Origin of the sequence: Aureispira anguillae (genome assembly GCF_026000115.1) — a bacterium.
Classification (GTDB): domain Bacteria; phylum Bacteroidota; class Bacteroidia; order Chitinophagales; family Saprospiraceae; genus Aureispira; species Aureispira anguillae.
This window is the reverse complement of sequence record NZ_AP026867.1, coordinates 1845291-1862816: the sequence shown is the minus strand read 5'-3', so window position 1 is coordinate 1862816 and position 17526 is coordinate 1845291. Positions and strand designations below refer to the sequence as shown.

At 37.4% G+C, this 17526-nt stretch carries 15 protein-coding genes; 8 read left to right on the top strand and 7 right to left on the bottom strand.

All coding sequences use genetic code 11. The features are described 5' to 3' along the window. Positions 1 to 166: 166 nt before the first annotated feature. The gene (gene msrB, locus AsAng_RS06985; RefSeq protein ID WP_264792080.1) at positions 167 to 700 is read right to left on the bottom strand and encodes a peptide-methionine (R)-S-oxide reductase MsrB; all 534 of its coding nucleotides are present in this window, start codon (positions 698 to 700) and stop codon (positions 167 to 169) included. A 250-nt stretch (positions 701 to 950) separates the two neighbouring features. Here msrB and AsAng_RS06980 point away from each other — a divergent pair, with 250 nt between their 5' ends. The 4 genes from AsAng_RS06980 to AsAng_RS06965 are packed head-to-tail and all read left to right on the top strand — an operon-like array spanning position 951 to position 3915. Next, positions 951 to 1775, top strand: coding sequence for an enoyl-CoA hydratase-related protein (locus tag AsAng_RS06980; RefSeq protein WP_264792079.1), 825 nt, complete (start codon positions 951 to 953; stop codon positions 1773 to 1775). Positions 1776 to 1795: 20 nt separating this feature from the next. Continuing rightward, entirely contained in the window at positions 1796 to 3187 is a 1392-nt protein-coding gene (locus AsAng_RS06975; protein ID WP_264792078.1) for an acyclic terpene utilization AtuA family protein, read from the top strand. A gap of 10 nt (positions 3188 to 3197) precedes the next feature. Further along, positions 3198 to 3518 carry an AtuA-related protein gene (locus tag AsAng_RS06970; RefSeq protein ID WP_264792077.1) on the top strand — a complete coding sequence of 107 codons (321 nt, stop codon included), beginning with the start codon at positions 3198 to 3200 and terminating at the stop codon, positions 3516 to 3518. A gap of 10 nt (positions 3519 to 3528) precedes the next feature. Continuing rightward, positions 3529 to 3915 (top strand): group III truncated hemoglobin, encoded by a 387-nt coding sequence (locus AsAng_RS06965; protein ID WP_264792076.1) that lies wholly within the window; start codon positions 3529 to 3531, stop codon positions 3913 to 3915. On the opposite strand, the gene pdxR is transcribed toward AsAng_RS06965, so the two are convergent. Then, positions 3902 to 5368, bottom strand: a complete 1467-nt coding sequence (pdxR, locus tag AsAng_RS06960) for a MocR-like pyridoxine biosynthesis transcription factor PdxR (protein ID WP_264792075.1) — start codon at positions 5366 to 5368, stop codon at positions 3902 to 3904. The two genes, AsAng_RS06965 and pdxR, sit on opposite strands and share 14 nt — an antisense overlap. Before the next feature lie 104 nt (positions 5369 to 5472). On the opposite strand from pdxR, the gene AsAng_RS06955 reads away from it, so the two are divergent. Next, positions 5473 to 6135 carry a pyridoxamine 5'-phosphate oxidase family protein gene (locus tag AsAng_RS06955; protein ID WP_264792074.1) on the top strand — a complete coding sequence of 221 codons (663 nt, stop codon included), beginning with the start codon at positions 5473 to 5475 and terminating at the stop codon, positions 6133 to 6135. A 138-nt stretch (positions 6136 to 6273) separates the two neighbouring features. Here AsAng_RS06955 and AsAng_RS06950 read toward each other — a convergent pair whose 3' ends face one another. Continuing rightward, on the bottom strand, positions 6274 to 6756 hold the full coding sequence (locus tag AsAng_RS06950) for a macro domain-containing protein (protein ID WP_264792073.1): 483 nt from the start codon (positions 6754 to 6756) through the stop codon (positions 6274 to 6276). Between the two features lie 253 nt (positions 6757 to 7009). Between AsAng_RS06950 and thiH the strand changes: the two genes are divergently transcribed. Continuing rightward, positions 7010 to 8122, top strand: coding sequence for a 2-iminoacetate synthase ThiH (thiH, locus tag AsAng_RS06945; RefSeq protein ID WP_264792072.1), 1113 nt, complete (start codon positions 7010 to 7012; stop codon positions 8120 to 8122). A 127-nt stretch (positions 8123 to 8249) separates the two neighbouring features. Here thiH and AsAng_RS06940 read toward each other — a convergent pair whose 3' ends face one another. The 3 genes from AsAng_RS06940 to AsAng_RS06930 all read right to left on the bottom strand — a co-directional run bounded on the left by AsAng_RS06940 (position 8250) and on the right by AsAng_RS06930 (position 14090). Then, on the bottom strand, positions 8250 to 8903 hold the full coding sequence (locus AsAng_RS06940) for a hypothetical protein (protein WP_264792071.1): 654 nt from the start codon (positions 8901 to 8903) through the stop codon (positions 8250 to 8252). 181 nt (positions 8904 to 9084) lie between these two features. Beyond that, complete coding sequence (locus tag AsAng_RS06935; protein WP_264792070.1) at positions 9085 to 12492, bottom strand: WG repeat-containing protein; 3408 nt, start codon at positions 12490 to 12492, stop codon at positions 9085 to 9087. Positions 12493 to 12677: 185 nt separating this feature from the next. Then, positions 12678 to 14090 (bottom strand): hypothetical protein, encoded by a 1413-nt coding sequence (locus AsAng_RS06930; RefSeq protein WP_264792069.1) that lies wholly within the window; start codon positions 14088 to 14090, stop codon positions 12678 to 12680. A 665-nt stretch (positions 14091 to 14755) separates the two neighbouring features. On the opposite strand from AsAng_RS06930, the gene AsAng_RS06925 reads away from it, so the two are divergent. Next, positions 14756 to 15493, top strand: coding sequence for a hypothetical protein (locus AsAng_RS06925; RefSeq protein WP_264792068.1), 738 nt, complete (start codon positions 14756 to 14758; stop codon positions 15491 to 15493). Here AsAng_RS06925 and AsAng_RS06920 read toward each other — a convergent pair. Then, positions 15490 to 16452: a tetratricopeptide repeat protein gene (locus tag AsAng_RS06920; protein WP_264792067.1), complete on the bottom strand. Its 963-nt coding sequence runs from the start codon at positions 16450 to 16452 to the stop codon at positions 15490 to 15492. The two genes, AsAng_RS06925 and AsAng_RS06920, sit on opposite strands and share 4 nt — an antisense overlap. Positions 16453 to 16755: 303 nt before the next feature. On the opposite strand from AsAng_RS06920, the gene AsAng_RS06915 reads away from it, so the two are divergent. Beyond that, positions 16756 to 17451 carry a MotA/TolQ/ExbB proton channel family protein gene (locus AsAng_RS06915; protein WP_264792066.1) on the top strand — a complete coding sequence of 232 codons (696 nt, stop codon included), beginning with the start codon at positions 16756 to 16758 and terminating at the stop codon, positions 17449 to 17451. Positions 17452 to 17526: the final 75 nt, after the last annotated feature.

The window sequence follows — 17526 nt, the reverse complement described above, 5'->3', positions numbered from 1 at the left end:
TTTTGCAGGCAGTTGCGAATTGTATTAACATCAGAAAAATAACTAGTCGTTGTAATAAATGCATTAGAATAAGTGATTGGGTGGCTATCATTTGGTATTTAAAAACTTGATTCTTAGTTTACCCAATAAGCTACCACGCAGTAGTAATAATAAATAGAGATCAACTCTACTTTCCTTTTGATTTAAAACTCAAGGATTCAGAATTGATGCAATACCGCAAACCTGTAGGTGCTGGTCCATCATCAAATACATGCCCCAAATGTCCATCACAACGACCACAAGTTACTTCTGTTCGAACCATACCATAACTGTTATCCTTGTGTTCTGTTACGTTTGGTGTTCCAATTGGCTGATAAAAGCTTGGCCAACCTGTTCCTGATTTAAATTTAGTCTCCGCATCAAACAAAGGCAATTGACAAGCGGCACAAGAATAGATGCCCTTCGCTTTGTTGTCCCAATACTTTCCCGTAAAAGCACGTTCTGTTCCTTTCTCCCGTAAAATACGATATTGTTCAGAACTAAGCACTTTTTTCCACTCTTCTTCTGTTTTTATAATTTTTCCAACGCCATTAGAATCCAATGCCTCAACAGTACCAATGGCTGCTTCCATTCCTTGATGCACAGCATTACTTTTTGATTGGCAAGCAATTAAAACAACAACCGTAATCAATAGCGTAATTCCCACAAATAACTTGTTCATATCTTTACTTTTTTTGAATGAGGTAACTTTTTAATCATTAATAAAACTGCAAACAATTGAATCTAAAAATTGTTAGTAGAATAGCTATTTTTAACTATCTTGTAACAGATGATTAATACTACGCTGCTAGGTTCTAGTGTGCTAGCGCTTATGGGCGCTCTAAAGTCGGTTCGTTCCCACTCATGAGTTCGCAAAGCTCGGTTTTACGTGGTTTCTAGCGGGGTAATGAGATGATATAAAAGCTTATACTATGATTTATACTCCAGCACAAACCCAAGATATTCACCAACAGACTTTTGCCTATTTAATCCTCGAAGAAAAAGCACATAGCCTCCATATTACCCTCAACCGCCCTCAACAAAAAAACGCTTTAAATGAAGTGCTCCTTAGAGAATTGGCTTTTGCGATTTCCTATGCGCAACACAACAACCACATTTGGGTCGTTACTTTGGGGGCAGTAGGAAATATTTTTTGTGCAGGGGCAGATTTAAAAACGTTTATGGGGCAAAAAGACGAACATTCGGGCTCAACGATTCCGATTGAAAACCAAAAAATTATTTTAGGGGATCTTTTTAATAATTTGCATAAACCCTGTATTGCCAAAGTTGCTAAACCTGTTTATGCAGGTGGTTTTCTTTTATTAGCAGGCTGTACTCATGTTGTTGCAGTAGGATCTAGTACCTTTACCTTATCAGAGGTTAAGCGAGGCATCTGGCCCTTTCAGGTTATGGCTAGTTTACTCCGCATTATGCCAGAGCGAACGGCTCTGAATTGGTGCATTCATGGTGGGAGTTGGTCTGCTCAATCTGCTTATGAAGCAGGACTTGTGACCCATTTAGTGCTGGATCAAGACTTGGAGCATACGGTTGACGTTTTAGTAGATACGATTTGTCAAAACTCGCCTACGGCCATTCGTCTTGGTCTGCAAACCGTTCAGGAAATGAAATCTATCCCTAGCCAAGAACAACACAAATTCTTGCATCAACGACTGATGGAATTAATACAAACCAAAGATGCCAAGGAAGGAATTAACGCATTCAAAGAAAAACGCTTACCCAATTGGTCTGGAGAATAGTTGTTATATAAATATTAAACATGAAAAAAAAGATCGTTCGAATCGCAGGTACCCAAGGCTTTTATGGAGATAGCCCTATGGGGGCAATTGCCGTAGCCAAAGCAGGGGCTGCTGATTATTTGATGCACGATGCCTTGGCAGAGTTAACCCTATCTATTTTGCAAAAAGACAAACTCAAAGATCCCAACTTAGGTTATGCTAGGGATATAGAGTTTCACGCTGCAAAACTTTTTCCGATTACCCTCGCTAAAGGCATAAAAGTAGTTACCGATTCTGGTGGCTTAAACCCTCATAGTGCCGCAAAAAAAGTTAAAGCAATCTTGGCGCAACAAGGTATTACAACCGCTAAAATTGCAGCAATTGATGGAGATGATATGCTAGATGCCTTAGAACGCTTCAAATCAGATGGTTTGCCTTTGCTCAATCTCGATACAGGGCTTCCTTATGCCGACTCTCCCCTTCCAGTGACCCATGCCAATGTTTATATTGGAGCGCAGTGCATTAAAGATGCCTTGGCGCAGGGTGCAGATATTATTTTGGCTGGACGAGTTGCAGACCCTTGCTTGGCTCTTGGTATTTTAGCCCATGAATTTGATTGGAAATTGGACGCTACGACCTCCGAAGATTTAAATAAATTGGCCAATGGCATTATGGTAGGGCATATTTTAGAATGTGGTGGGCAAGCTTCTGGAGGAAATGCTTATTCGGAATGGCTTGGTCGAGCTTATAAATTTAGCCACTTAGGTTATCCTATTGCCCATGTAGAACAGGATGGAAGTGCTGTGATTACCAAGCTAGAACAACAGGGCGGTAAGGTTAGCCGTAATACCATTCGAGAACAACTCGTATATGAAATTCATAACCCTCAGGCTTATATCACGCCTGATGTAACCGTCGATTTCACCCAAATAAAAGTAACGGAGCTTGCTCCCAATCAAGTACGGGTAGAAAATGCCAAAGGCAATCCTCGCCCCGAAATGCTAAAACTTTGTATTGGACAGCTAGAAGGTTACATGACCGAACAGCTTTTTTATTTTTCGTATCCCTATGCCTATGAAAAGGCAAAAGCATTTGTTGAAGCAGTTAAAGAAACTTGGGCAACCCTCCCCTTTCAATACGATGAATTACGCATTAATTACCTAGGTATTAATGGCATTCACGAATCTGCCGCTCCTGCATTGCCCCAAGAGCTAATTGATACGATGAATGAAATTGGAGTACGCATTGCCTTTAGACATCAAGATAAAAAAGTAGGCAAGTTATTGATCCAATCCATTGTTTGTTTGGGGTTAAACGGCCCTCCTGGTATGGCAGCAAGTATGAATTGGGGAAAAGCAGCCTCATTGCGTTTGGGCTTATTTCCAACACTTATTCCTAGAACTTATGTAAATCCTACCATCACCTTGTATTAATATTAATAACATGAAAAAAATACGACTCATTGATATTGCTGCCGCTCGCTCTGGCGACAAAAATGACATTTGTAACATAGGTGTCTTGGCAAATAATCCTCAAAATTACAAACTGCTAAAAGAGTATTTAACCGCAGAAAAAGTCAAAACACACTTTGGGGCGCTTATCAAAGGAAAGGTGATTCGTTATGAGTGGGACGCTTTAGAGGCACTCAATTTTGTTTGCTATGAAGCCTTGGATGGCGGCGCTTCTCGTTCTTTGCGAGTAGATACCCTCGGAAAAAATTTTTCTAGCCATCTGCTGAGGATGGAATTAGAGGTTCCTCAATAATATTTTGCCTATGAAACAAGATATACAAAACCGAGCAGATATAGAGCTTCTCGTTCGCACCTTCTACGAAAAGGCATTGCAGGATGAACAAATTGGTTTCATTTTTACAACTGTTGCTCAAATTGATCTAACACAGCACTTTCCTCGCTTGTTTGATTTCTGGGAAAATATTTTATTAACTCCCAATGGCTATAAACACAATGTTTTAAAGACACATTTGGACTTACACCAAAAAGTCCCACTTAAAGCAGTACATTTTGAACGTTGGCTGTTTCTTTTTGTAGCAACAGTTGATGAACTTTTTGAGGGAAAAGTAGCGAATAATGCCAAAAATAAAGCCTTATCTATTGCGACGGTTATACAAGTCAAATTACATCGTCCTACTACGTTGTTGTAATTGATTTTTTGAGTATCAAAACAGCAGCCTCCAATTCCTCTAAGCTCAACGAAGCAAACCCCAATCGAGTTGCCTTTAAATGAGGAGTGTTAACGGTATAACTCTCTCCGTCCGAAAAGAACAAACCATTTTTTAATGCTTTCTGGCTTGTTTTCTTAAGTTCAATCTGTGGATCAAAAATAGTCCAAATTGCCATCCCTCCTTTAGGTTTTTGAAACTGAACACAGTCGCCTAAATGGGTCTTTAACAAATCGCTCAATCGGTTTCTTCTTTGTTCGTAAATGAAGAGTGATTTTCGAATATGTCGTTGAATATCTCCTGTATGGAATAACTCAGCAATTGCCTTTTCTAGTGGGAAGTCACCCTGCCGATCTATAATTCTTCTTAGGTTTCCCATTTTCTGAATCAAATCGGGATGAGCAACCACAAAACCAACCCGAAAAGCAGGAGCAATTACTTTACTAAGTGATCCAATATAAATCACATGCTTCAATTGGTCTATGCTTGCCAATGGTAAGATAGGATTTCTTTGATAATGAAAATCATAATCGTAATCGTCCTCTATAATCGCAAAATGATACACCTCTGCCAAGGCTAACAATTTAAGTCTTCGATCAATACTTAATGTTACCGTTGTAGGATGATGATGATGCGAAGCCACATAAACCATGCGAACGGGCATTTGCTGGCATAATATTTCCAATTCATCTACCACAATCCCATGCTCATCTACATTGATTCGTTCCAACCTTGCTCCCAAATGCTGAAACATCATATTACCCGTTGTATAATTTAATTTTCCAACAACAACAACATCTCCCTTTTTTAACAAGGCCTGCGCAACCATATAGATCCCCATAACGGACCCTCTAGAAATTAGGATATGATCTAACTCCATTGCAATTCCCCTTGTATTTTGGAGGTGTTCTAATAAGGCTAATCTTAATGTTTGTTCTCCTAATGGATTGCCATAAGTTAAGTCTTTTCGAAAAGTAGAACGCTGTATGACAGATCGATAGGCTCGTCCTAATAAAGCCAAAGGAGCTAAACGTACATCTGGTACACCGTCGTTAAATTGTAAACGATGTGGCGGCATCGCACAAACAGGATCAATAAAATCCAAAGGCTCCAGTGAATAACCAATGGTAGCAGTAGTTTTATCCGCTGCCCTGCCTAATGTTTGTTTTTTTAGCAGGGGTATTTTAGCATGAACAAAAACACCTCTCTTTGGAAGAATTTCTACCCAACCCTGTGCTTCTAACTCCTCATAAGCAGTGGTAACCGTATTTCTATGCACTTCCAATAGTTTACTCAAGGCTCTTGATCCAGGCAATTTGGTACTTGCGGCTAACTTTCCTTGCTGAATCAATTGCACCAATGCCTCTGCTATTTGCAAGTAAATAGCTTGTGCATTTTTTCGGTTTATAACGATAAGGTTTTTATAAGGCAACATAACTGGACTATTTATTTTATTAAATCTGGACGAGATTACTAGTCCTTTAAAGTTATACATTTGCTTTAACAATCTAGACGATTCACAATACTAAATAGGAAACAATGGAAAGAGTAACGTTAAAAACAGAGCGAACAACCGTCAAACGAGTTCCCAAACGAGGCATTTATGACAAAGAACGTATTTGCCAAATTTTAGATCAAGGCTATTTAGCCAATATTGGGTTTACGATTGAAGGGCAAACCTTTGTTATTCCTACCCTCTATGGTCGCCTAGATGACCATTTATATATTCACGGTGCGGCCAGTAGTCGAATGCTCAAAAGTATTGTAGAACAATCGATTTGCTTTAGTGTCTCCTTGGTCAATGGCATTGTCCTCGCTCGGTCAGCCTTTCATCATTCTATGAATTATCAATCGGTTTCGTTGTTGGGGCAACCCGTTTTGGTAGAAAACCTAGTAGAGAAAGAGTTGGGGTTAAAAATTATTTCCGATCATCTCATCCCCAATCGTTGGGAAGAAGTACGGGGTCCAAATACAAAGGAGCTAAAAGGAACTACCGTGTTAAAATTATTGATAGAAGAAGGAGCGGCCAAAGTTCGAACAGGACATCCCAAAGATGAAAAACAAGATTATGACTTAGCCGTATGGGCAGGGCAAATTCCGCTAAAAACAATCGCCCTAGAAGCGATTGATGACGAATTGTTGCGCCCCAATATTTCGGTCAGTCCTAGTGTTCAAAATTATATCCAAAACATAAATAGTTGAATAGTTTGCATATTCAATATATTGCCCCTTTGAGACCCTATCTTGGAGGGGTTTGTTTCTTAAAATATAAGAACCAATTGGAAGTAATTTTCCAATTGGCTCTTATTCAACTTGGCAGATTGTGTAATCCAAATAAGCTTATTCTTCTGCTTTTTTGTCTTTTACGTACAAGCTATAAATATAGACGGGTATATCTAAGTCTCCTAAACGATCATAAATCAATGGTTTTACCTTCTCCCAATCCAAATTACCATACCCTGTTGCTAGTTTAGGCAATGCCAAACTCTTGATGTCTTCTTTTTTAACCATCTTTACCAATTCCTTCAAAGCGTGGTTCACACTTGGCAAAGTAGCCTCTCCAGGGTGTCCATTAAGTTGTTTGGCAGGCTCTTGCGTCATTAGATTAATGATGCGCACACCTCCAACACCACCCCAAATCCAAGCCCCTCCTGGCGAAGGGTTCGTAAGGTGACAATAATGTCTAAAATCTTTTGCCATAGATGGATAGTTGCTTCTTAAAGCCAATGCCAAACCTCTATCAAAATGATCCATTGGTGCTACTCCATGTGCTATAGCTTGAGCGTTTGTCAATAAAATATCTCCTTCTACTTCCTTAATCATAATTGTCATTTTTGTTGTTAACAAGGTTATTATTTACAATTCCAAAAGTAGTTGAAAGCATTGATTTTTGTCATGACAAAAATCAATTATATATATGACTTTTATCACTCCTATAAGCGCTTTATTGTTCCCTATTTTTTGTCCATGAACAAATACCCCTTCAATAAATAGATTTTCTAACATCTATGGTTTACTTTTGCCAGTAAAATAAGAGAATAAGAATCATTACTAATGCTATTAGAGGGAGATAACGATGAGCAATTTTAAGACGATATTTGATCAATATAATTGGGACAACGTAAAAGCAAGCATCTATAACAAAACTGCAACGGATGTAGAACGAGCACTGACTACGCAAAAACGAACAATAGAAGATTTTAAAGCCTTGATTTCACCTGCTGCGGAGCCTTACCTAGAGCAAATGGCACAACTTAGCCATCAGCTCACCCTAAAGCGTTTCGGCAAAACCATGCAGCTATATATTCCCATGTATTTATCCAATGAGTGCCAAAATATTTGTACTTACTGTGGTTTTAGCTTAGACAACAAAATCCCACGCCGTACCCTTAACGGTTTTGAGATGCTTCAAGAGATAGAAACCCTCAAAAATATGGGCTATGAACACGTTTTGCTGGTCACTGGCGAAGCCAATAAGACGGTTGGGGTTGATTATTTTAAAAAGACATTAGAAATCATTCGCCCTCACTTTGCGCATATTTCGATGGAAGTACAGCCCTTGGATCAAAAAGACTATGAAGAATTGCTTCCTTTGGGTTTAAATACCGTTTTGGTCTATCAGGAAACTTATCACAAGGAGGACTACAAAAAACACCATCCTAAAGGTAAAAAATCTAATTTTTATTATCGCTTAGACACTCCTGATCGACTAGGGAAAGCAGGGGTACACAAGATTGGATTGGGAACCTTGATTGGCTTGGAAGATTGGCGAACCGATAGCTTTTTTACAGCTTTGCACTTGGATTATTTGGAGCGAGTCTATTGGAAAACAAAATATACGATCTCCTTTCCTCGTTTGCGTCCTTTTTCGGGAGGGCTAGAGCCTAAAGTTGCGATGAATGATAAAGAATTGGTGCAGCTAATTTGTGCTTATAGAATCTTTAACGAAGAGGTAGAATTATCTATATCTACTCGTGAAACAGAAGTTTTTCGCAATAACATCATCAAATTAGGGATTACCTCTATGAGCGCAGGGTCCAAAACCAATCCAGGTGGGTACAAGGTAGAGCCTCAGTCCTTGGAACAATTTGAAATTTCGGATGAGCGTTCTCCTAAAACAATTGTTGAAATGCTCAAAGCCCAAGGCTATGAGCCCGTTTGGAAAGATTGGGAAATGGCTTACAACTAATTTTTAATGAGCATTTTTGTTGTATAATCTACAGTTTTTTGAACGAAAACGGGTTCTTTACTCAGAAGAGATGATTGCATCATAAATTCGTATGATGCAATGATTATTAGGTCTTTTTTGCCAGTAACTATTGTTCTTTCTTTGATTGGCTAGAATTCCAAAGCGTATAACCTAAATAGACTGTTCCTCCTATATGTTTAAAATACAAAGTATCATCATCGTAAGTAGCACCAAAAACAAATTTATCAAAAACATTTAATCCCAAATGAAACTTGGCTCCCAAACTAAAGCGTTTATACTTCCCCTCTAACCCCAACAAAAGTCCAATATAAGGTCTTGTTTGTTTATACCTAGCAAGAGCAACTACAGACCCTACATTAGCAATACTAGTCCCTCCTTCTACTCCTCCTTCCAAGACTAAAGAATAATTATTTTTGAAGTTAAACTGGTAACCTACAATGATTGGAAAGGTTAAATACATATAAATATTTTCGGCTCCCTCTAAATAATAATGATTGGCTCCCATTGACAATACATTTATCCCTGTTGACAATCTTAGGGAATGGTAAATGTATTCATATTTCATTCCTAAAAAAGGCATGTGTACCACCCCAAAATCAAATAACTCTTTATGATAATAGCTCGCTTCAAAAGCTTCCTTTGTTGCTAGTTGATATAAATTAGAGTATGTCCATCCTCCGTTAATAGAAATACTATGTTGTCCCCAAAGATTGGTGTTTAGGAAGACGCATAATATGCCCCCAAAGATAAGGTACTTCATTATATTTAAGTATTTATTTTTTAAAGCTCAGAGAAATCTATTGGGCAGCCTTGCCATACAATTTGCATTCTCAAAGAAGAAATATTATCATGCATATTAGAAAAATATAATCCCCCATAATTTATTTGATTTAGTCTATTTTGGCAAGGTACTACTAGTCCACTCTGTTGTCCGTCGAGCATTACTTCATCGACCAAACCCACTCACCATCCATATTTAGATAGCCCATTTTATCGCCTCGTTCTACCCTGAACAAGCCTTTGCCCACATAAGCTATGTATTCGTATTCTGGTTCTATAATCACCTTTCCATTAACATCTACAACGCCTATTAGATCGGTCACCGAAACCTTAGCAACCCCTTCCTCAAAGGGAGTAATTTTAGCGTATTTAGGAATCAACATTTGCAAACCTTTTTCATTGATAACGCCCCATTTGTTATTGGATTTGACAGGGGTAACATTACCTTCAAAAATATGAGCGCCTGAAAAATTATTTGGGGTGTGTCGCTTGGTATCTTCCCGAACAAAATAATAAGTCCAAGAATTTTTTCGAACCAATGCCAACCCCTGATTAATGTCAAGGATTTTATTGTATTCGATTGGTATAATTACTTTTCCTGTGGTATCAATGACTCCCGTTCGATTATAATTGTCCCAAACGACTGCTCTATTTTCTTTAAATTCCTCTACTCTAAAATAAACTGGTTCTATAATTACCGCTCCTTCTTTATTAATATAACCTCGTTTAGAATCTTCGTTGGTAAAAGCAGCCCTTCCTTCAGAAAAAGCCTGCAATTGTCTAAATTCATTCTTGGTAACCAACTCTCCTGTGGTATCAATAAAGGTCCATTTAAGATTAGGCCTTCCGAAATGAAAACCACTTAATGCTTGTAGTCGAACAATAGCGAGTCCTTCATTGAATTCCTTAATGGCTCCATAAGCTCTCTTTCCAACAAATTTACCCTCCCGATTAATTAGGCGATACTTCTTGCCTATTTTTACCTTAGCTAAACCATAGTTATTAAATGGTTCTATTTTTTTAAAATGTCTTTTAGGTTTTAGGATCAAGTGCCCTGTGGTATCCATCAAGCCCCAGCCTTTTTTTCGAACAAAAACTCTTGCTATACCATCCTTAAAGTCGGTTAGTTTAGAGTATTTTCCAGAAAATAATAACTTCCCCTTTTGGTTAATATAGCCTTTTTTTCCTCTAGCAAGATGCACCCAAGCCTTGCCCTCTACAAAACTCCCCATTTTAAGATACTGAGGTTTAATTACTACATTTCCATTTTGATCTAAGGCACCCCATCTTGATTGATCGAATATAACCGCCAAGCCTTCGCTAAAATCATAGGCTACTCGATACTTTGTCTTAATAATTTCATTGGAATTTCGATCTACATAGCCCCAGCGTCCAGCCTGATTTTTGACAGCAATTCTATCTTCTTTGTAGGTTCTAATTCTGGTGTATTTAACGGGCACAATAATTTTTGCATTGCTATCAATTGCACCATAGAGTTGCTGATTACGAGTAATAAAGAAGAGTTTTTTATTGGCATTGGGCAAAAAATTAAAATTGTCATAAGCAGGTGCTAAAACTTCATTTCCCTCATGGTCTAACATTCCCCATTTGCCATCCTGACGAATCAATGCTCGATCGTTTGAATAGTTTTCTACATAATCATACTTAAAACCACTATTTTTTCCTCCTAAGCTATCAATATACCCCCATTTAGCATCCACACAATACAACTGACCATGAGTATTTAACGCCCTAAAAAATTTAGGATCATCATCATTATCAAAACTATAGCTTGCTCTTAAACTATTGTAATAGGTACTAGCTTTTCCTATTGGACGTTTGATCTTTCTATCTAAGTCAACAACTAAACGCCCCTTTTTGGTTGCCCTTGCTTTGCCTTCTATAAACTCACCAATATACACATAGCCCCTAGCCAAGACCCTGCCATTACTTTTGAGCAAACCATGCGAACCACCAACAAAAATACAACGTGCAATATCCAAACCTAAGGTTTGAAAATCAGACATTCTAATGTCAATAAATTCCATCTTAGAAATTGGCAAACCGTGCTTATTATTAAATAAACCAAAAACTTCATTGACTCTCAACTTAATCCGCCCTGTATTAAGCCGCCCCCCTATGTCCAAATCGGATTGCCCAACAATGCTTAATCCTTGTTGTTTAAGAACGACCACACTGGACCATTGTGGTGCAAATTTATATTTTTTGGTTTGGAGATTCCACAAGCCCCACATTCTAGAGCCAGAATGAAACAACCAGCACAGACTATCACTAATTTGATAAGGATTGGTTGTGTTCCTTGGAGTATTATTAACAGCAAGATTAGCTCCTCGGTTAGAGATGCGAATTTTTAGTGATTTTAGGTTCGAAAATGTTGTATTCTTAATCAGTTCTCCCTTTTCGTCAAAATCAAATAACTGCAAAGCGCCATTAGGGTCCTTGTAACGAACATGGTTGTCCCTAAGCTCTGGTGAAGTCTGAAAAACAGGAGGTAATACCAATTTACCTTGTTGATTAATCACTCCATACTGCTCTTTTTTACGAACAATCGCCACTTGGTCATCCAAATTTCCAATATAATTATAAATAAACGGAATCAAAACACTGCCATCGGCTCTAATAACCCCTTGATGATCCTCTTTTTTAACCCGAAAAGTAGTTGGAGAAAATTTTGTAATAAACTCATAGGCTCCTTCAAAAAGAATGTTCCCTCTACGATCTACCAAACCTCTAGATCCGTCTCTTCGAACAAATTCAACACGATTGACATCAAAAGCTTCCAATTTTGGAACTTTACGTAAGATTATCGTATCCAAAAACCTAGAGTATAAAAAGTGCCGTTCATCTTCATCAATCAATTCATAAAAATTAACTCCTTTGCTTTCGTAAAAGCTCCAATTATGGTGGAGCTTTACTTGACCATCTAGGGTATAACTCCCCCATTTGCCATTTCGCTTTCCCCAAATCCAGTTGTTTTTAATCTTAATCTTACTAAATCCATGGGCTATGATTGACTGACCACTGCTATCATGTATTGTTTGCACCTCTTTTTCGTCTATTCCTACAATATACCCTCCCTCTAAAAAATTAAAGCTTTTGAATTGAGGTGGTAAAAGAACGCCACGATCAATATGCGCCAATCCCAGCCCTGTCAGTTCTTCATAACTCAAGTAATTGCCCTCCAGAAAGCGAATCTTTCCCGCCATTTTATCCAAGATTAGCTTATCTTTTATATTGATCACTTGCCATACCTCACCAACTTTTACAGAAAATAATCCTCTGCCGATATAATCCATTAAGGCATATTTACAGGGAATAACAATTGTCCCCAAGGTATCGACCACCCCTAACAAACCATCCTCTTCCACAATGGCATACCCTTCTTTTTCAAATAATCCAATATTGTTATAAATAGGCTTTACTACCAGCCCTCCTTCAACATCCATTAGACCCCACTTTTGATTGACATGAACGGGATACAAGCGTTGTTGCCCACTAGCGGTATCAAAAAGTAGAACTCCAATAACTATCAAAAGAAAATGTAACATAATTGGTATGTTTTGGAATGAAAAAAATGGGGTAATTGACAGCCCCTGTAAGAGCTAGCCTAGCTAAAATTAACTCTTTTTATTGAATTTTAAGACCGAAAGGCTTCTAGTGTAGTGCCTAGGTTTTTGTATCTTATGACAAACCTAGGCACTGATTTTATTACAGACTTTTATTAAATGGCTTCTTAAGTCAACAGAGCTTGGTCGATTACTTGATCCAAATCGTCTAATGATGAAATTTGAATGGTTGAAGTTGCCATTTCAATTAATGCCGTTTTGCTTCGGACAATTTTATCTAAATCTAGGTTTTTAAAATCTAGTGCCGAAAAAACAGCAACCTTTCCCTCTGGTAAAATAGCCAATAATATATTTTCATCGTTTGCGTCAAATGAGAACTTATTTAAGGTAGAGGGACTGTACCGTACAACAGATCGTTCTCCTCCCATTACTAGGAAAAAAGAGATTTTATTGACATCCTTATCTACACCTGCTAATTCATCAAATTGAGCTTTAGCGGCACAGCGAGTTCTTCCTCGTCGATGCCAAATATCCCAATTGTAAGTACCAAAGCCTTGTACAGCAAAAGAACGGACTAAATCTGCTTGCATCCCCAAACGCTTGCGCTCCTCCTGCTGTGCTTTTTTTACTTTATTGTACTCTTCCATTTTAGTCGCCGAAAACTGAGCTAGAGCTTCCTCATAATTTTCATCGCTCAATACAGGACGTACCAAGGTTTTGAAAGACTTTTCGGAGTTAGACAATACCAACTCAAAATAACCCGTTTCTGATTTTTTTAAATCAATACCATCCCAATCCGATGTAAAAATCCAATCGTTCTTCTGAGGATTATCTCCTTCTCCTGCATATTCCCAAACTACTCCCTTGAACGTTTTTAATTCGGGAAACATCGAATAGTTAATATCTAAGTCAAAAACAAAATTTTCTACATTCGAACGTTTTCTAGCTTGGATAGGACGAGTTGGTAATTGGCGATCTAATTCTGCAATACGTGCTTGTTTTTTGGTATTAGGCTTGGATTTTGCTGTCCCTTTATCTTCCCAACGACAGTCCTTAGGTCCTAAATGATAAAAATTGAAGTTGTCTCCTTCGTTAAAAGAAGCTAAATTGACATGAATATCTTTATCCCCTCTAACAAAAACTTCTTTTCCTGCTTGCGCTCCTTTTATTTCAAACATTCCTGCGGTTTCCATATATTCTCCTGTTTCTGGGTTGTGCATAGGAATACCGCTAGCAATGATATCCTTTGCATCATGAAACTCTCTAAACTTAATGTCCACATTTCCTTCAATTGGATTTCCATCTTTATCCACAAAAGCATTCGCAGGAATTTCAATAGTTGTTCCCGTTTCTGTTTCGATAAGCATTCCTTTGTCAACTGGAACAGCATAAGACTTAAAAGGAACATCAATTCCTGGTATTGGCGGTTGAACAGCTAATTGTTCTGCGTTTACGTTTTCTTCTGGCAACGCTACTTGAGTTTGCTCAATGGAATTGGAACTATTATTACAAGCAACTAATAAGATAGCCCCTGTCGCAACAGGTGCCAAAAGCCGTAAAATCGTTTTCTTGGCATTCATATAATTTTCTTTTTATTAGAATAAATTCCCTTTACACGGCTTTGCTAACTTTTTTTTGCACATTCTAGCAATTTAGTGTATTGATAGGTTAAAATGATTTTTGTAATTTGATACAACTCCATAATGTACTCTAAAAAAAAGGTTACAATATTTTTGCGCTACCCAACGGTTAAAAAAAATTAACACGATTGATTTTTTGATAATAAATGTTAGAAACAAGCTAAAAATGGCTAAAAGCTAGCCCAAGTTTAAAGCTCGCCTCAACTGTCAAGTAGCGTGATTTTTAGGTTAAAATCGTATTATCACAAAAACTTTCTTACATTAGTTTAAGAAGTTGTTTAAAAATGTTGTTGATTTTCGAGATCAAAGCTAGTAGTTATCGGGCAAAGCTCGTTTTTTGTTTCGTAGCTATGAACTAACACAAAGTCTGATAGACTTTGTGTGTTGTGAACTGCGAAGCAGCTACGGAGCTAATGAGCAACAGCGAACTGCGTGGTTTGTAGCAATGCTACAACAGAACAAGCCTTAGCTGCCGATTAGCTCACTTCGTTCGTGAGCGTTTCACTTTAGTTCGATGGCTGCTATGGTTGGATCGCAGGTGTTAAGATCATTTTTTAACAACTTCTATGATTAAATTCTATTTAACACTCATTTTCACCTAATATATGCCACACAACGAAGTAAACCTCGTCCTTGATTCCGCTAAAATAATGGGAACCATTAAGGCTTTGGAAAAACGCATAGAAGACCGATTTCCTTCTTCTAGTTTACTAAAAACCTGCAAAGGTTTTATCCAAATAGCCGACGACAGCCAAGAAAACATTAATTATATCGGTCGTCCAAACTTGTCGATTCGAATTTTTGCTTTGGCAATTATCTTAATGGGGCTGGTAGGCATTATTTATAGCTTTACCTTGGTTAATTTTAAGTTTTCTAATCTTAGTTTTGTGGATGTCGTTACGCTTGCAGAAGCCACCATCAATGATTTGGTTTTATTGGGAGCAGCTATTTTCTTTTTGGTAACCTTAGAAGTTCGACTCAAACGCAACAAAGCCATTAAAATTTTAGATCAACTCAGAGGTTTGGCGCATGTTATTGACATGCATCAGCTCACCAAAGATCCTGTAATGATAGGAGTTATCAAACTTAAAACGTACAATTCTCCAGAGCGCAGCCTTAGCAAATTTGAATTGCAACGTTATCTAGATTATTGCTCAGAAATGTTATCGCTAATTGGAAAAGTTGCAGCTTTATATTCTCAAAGTCTTCCTGATGATGTTATTGTCCGAACAGTTAATGAAATAGAATCTCTAACCAGTGGTTTCAGTCGCAAAGTTTGGCAAAAAATCATGATTTTAGCGGATATAGATGGTGATGCACCACTTACCGTTCAAATGGATTAATTCACGCAATTTTTTTTGATTAACTCATTAACTTCATTGCCGTATAATTTAGTAAAACCAAGCTGTTTTGATCTTACTAGATCATTACATGCTTTTGCTTTTTCATTGAGATTTAAATAAACAAGTGCCCTATTTTTGTAGGCATAAGGGTTGGTATCTAGCATATCAATTGACTGATTGATATACTTTAAAGCAAGCGTATTTTTTCCAATTTTGGATTGAGCAAATCCTATATTATTATAAGTATATGCTAGCCAATCCTCATGCTCTTTTCCATCAACCTTTGAAATTAAACGAATGATTTTTTCAAAATTTGTTATTGCCTTTTCGTATGCCTCCATTCCAATATAGGTAAATGCCCTTACTTCATACTGAAGGACATTTGTCGCATCAATAGTTATTGCTTTTTCTAAATCTTCAAGTGCCTTAGAATAATTCTCTAGCGCCTTGTTGGAATAGGCTCTAGAAACCAAGGCTTCGTGATTGGAAGAATCGACACTTAGGGTATGACCATAACTTTTTATGGCATTATCAAATTCGCCTTTTTTTTGAAAAATTTTCCCTCTAAGATTTAATAACATTACATTTCTAGGGTCATTTTTTATGGCTACTTGAATGTCTTTTATCGCAAGGTTATACTCCTCCATAAAACTATAAATAAGCCCTCTGCACTCATAAGCTTCAAAATATTGGGGATTAATTTTAATCCCTTCTGTAATGGCTTGAATCGCTGCTTCATTTTTTCCAAGATGATACAAGGCTTGCCCTTTATAGACCAATGAATAATAATCATCTGGTTTTTTCTTTAGCAACTCATCCGCAAAGTAAACCACTCGCCCATAGTCTTTTTGTTTAAACGTCTCAACAAGCTGATTTATTTGATATTCGGTTTCCTTGTCTAATTGGGGAAATGCAGAATAAGTAAGCAAAATATTAAGGAAAAAAAATAAAAATTTCATGGATTTTTTTAGTTTCTAAATGCCCTAAATAATGATATTTAAGCGCATAAATTGTGCATTACTAGCAAAGGTAGAAGAAACCAACCAAATATTCTATAGGGGCTTAGACAAAATGTTACGACAATCCTAATAAAGCAAGCCAAACAAAATAAAAGCATACAAAATCCGTTTTCTATTAAAATTATTCTACAATATTGTAGTAAGTACTTCTTATAATTTATATATTACGCTCAAATGTCTGTGTAATACCTACATTTCTTTTTTTTTAAACTTACATCCTTAGATAAAACAAATAATAACACTATGTTTTCTAATCCATTTTTCTTATTTCAGCTACCTGCAACAGATTCTACTTTGACACCAACAGTAGAGAGTTTTTCATTGATTGGAGTTGTAGTAAAAGGTGGTCCAATTGGTATCACTATCGCTATTATTCTTTTGTTCTTATCTGTTGTTGCTATTTATATTCTTATCGAACGCTATTTGACCATCAAACGTGCTGGTGAAGTAGACGACACTTTTATGAGAGAAATCGGTAATTTTGTACAAAGTGGCGATATTAAATCTGCCATCAACAAGTGCAACACAACAGACACACCTGTTGCTAGACTTGTATCTAAAGGCTTGCACCGCATTGGCAAACCATTAGAGGATATTAATACAGCCGTACAAAATGTTGGTAATCTAGAAATATACAAATTAGAAAAACGCCTGTCTTTATTGGCTACGATCTCTGGTGCTGCTCCTATGATTGGTTTCTTAGGTACGGTAACGGGTATGATCTTGTCGTTTATGAATATGGCTGGCGGTGATGTTAGTACAGAGTCTTTAGCGGGTGGTATTTACCAAGCCTTGGTTACGACTGCCTTTGGTTTAGTGGTAGGAATTATTGCCTTCATTGGTTATAATACCTTGATTGCTCAAATGGATCGGGTTGTTTTTAAAATGGAAGCAGCTACCGTAGAGTTTTTAGACTTATTGCAAGAGCCTGTTCAATAGTTTGTTTTTGATTCTAGAAAACGTGTTTTCTAGAATCAAAACCTTTCTCTTCATTATTTTACCACAGAACCTTAG

What these genes read in the sequence shown, in the direction of transcription:
- msrB (WP_264792080.1), bottom strand. Translation starts at nt 700, where the DNA reads ATGAACAAGTTATTTGTGGGAATTACGCTATTGATTACGGTTGTTGTT.
- AsAng_RS06980 (WP_264792079.1), top strand. Translation starts at nt 951, where the DNA reads ATGATTTATACTCCAGCACAAACCCAAGATATTCACCAACAGACTTTT.
- AsAng_RS06975 (WP_264792078.1), top strand. Translation starts at nt 1,796, where the DNA reads ATGAAAAAAAAGATCGTTCGAATCGCAGGTACCCAAGGCTTTTATGGA.
- AsAng_RS06970 (WP_264792077.1), top strand. Translation starts at nt 3,198, where the DNA reads ATGAAAAAAATACGACTCATTGATATTGCTGCCGCTCGCTCTGGCGAC.
- AsAng_RS06965 (WP_264792076.1), top strand. Translation starts at nt 3,529, where the DNA reads ATGAAACAAGATATACAAAACCGAGCAGATATAGAGCTTCTCGTTCGC.
- pdxR (WP_264792075.1), bottom strand. Translation starts at nt 5,368, where the DNA reads ATGTTGCCTTATAAAAACCTTATCGTTATAAACCGAAAAAATGCACAA.
- AsAng_RS06955 (WP_264792074.1), top strand. Translation starts at nt 5,473, where the DNA reads ATGGAAAGAGTAACGTTAAAAACAGAGCGAACAACCGTCAAACGAGTT.
- AsAng_RS06950 (WP_264792073.1), bottom strand. Translation starts at nt 6,756, where the DNA reads ATGATTAAGGAAGTAGAAGGAGATATTTTATTGACAAACGCTCAAGCT.
- thiH (WP_264792072.1), top strand. Translation starts at nt 7,010, where the DNA reads ATGAGCAATTTTAAGACGATATTTGATCAATATAATTGGGACAACGTA.
- AsAng_RS06940 (WP_264792071.1), bottom strand. Translation starts at nt 8,903, where the DNA reads ATGAAGTACCTTATCTTTGGGGGCATATTATGCGTCTTCCTAAACACC.
- AsAng_RS06935 (WP_264792070.1), bottom strand. Translation starts at nt 12,492, where the DNA reads ATGTTACATTTTCTTTTGATAGTTATTGGAGTTCTACTTTTTGATACC.
- AsAng_RS06930 (WP_264792069.1), bottom strand. Translation starts at nt 14,090, where the DNA reads ATGAATGCCAAGAAAACGATTTTACGGCTTTTGGCACCTGTTGCGACA.
- AsAng_RS06925 (WP_264792068.1), top strand. Translation starts at nt 14,756, where the DNA reads ATGCCACACAACGAAGTAAACCTCGTCCTTGATTCCGCTAAAATAATG.
- AsAng_RS06920 (WP_264792067.1), bottom strand. Translation starts at nt 16,452, where the DNA reads ATGAAATTTTTATTTTTTTTCCTTAATATTTTGCTTACTTATTCTGCA.
- AsAng_RS06915 (WP_264792066.1), top strand. Translation starts at nt 16,756, where the DNA reads ATGTTTTCTAATCCATTTTTCTTATTTCAGCTACCTGCAACAGATTCT.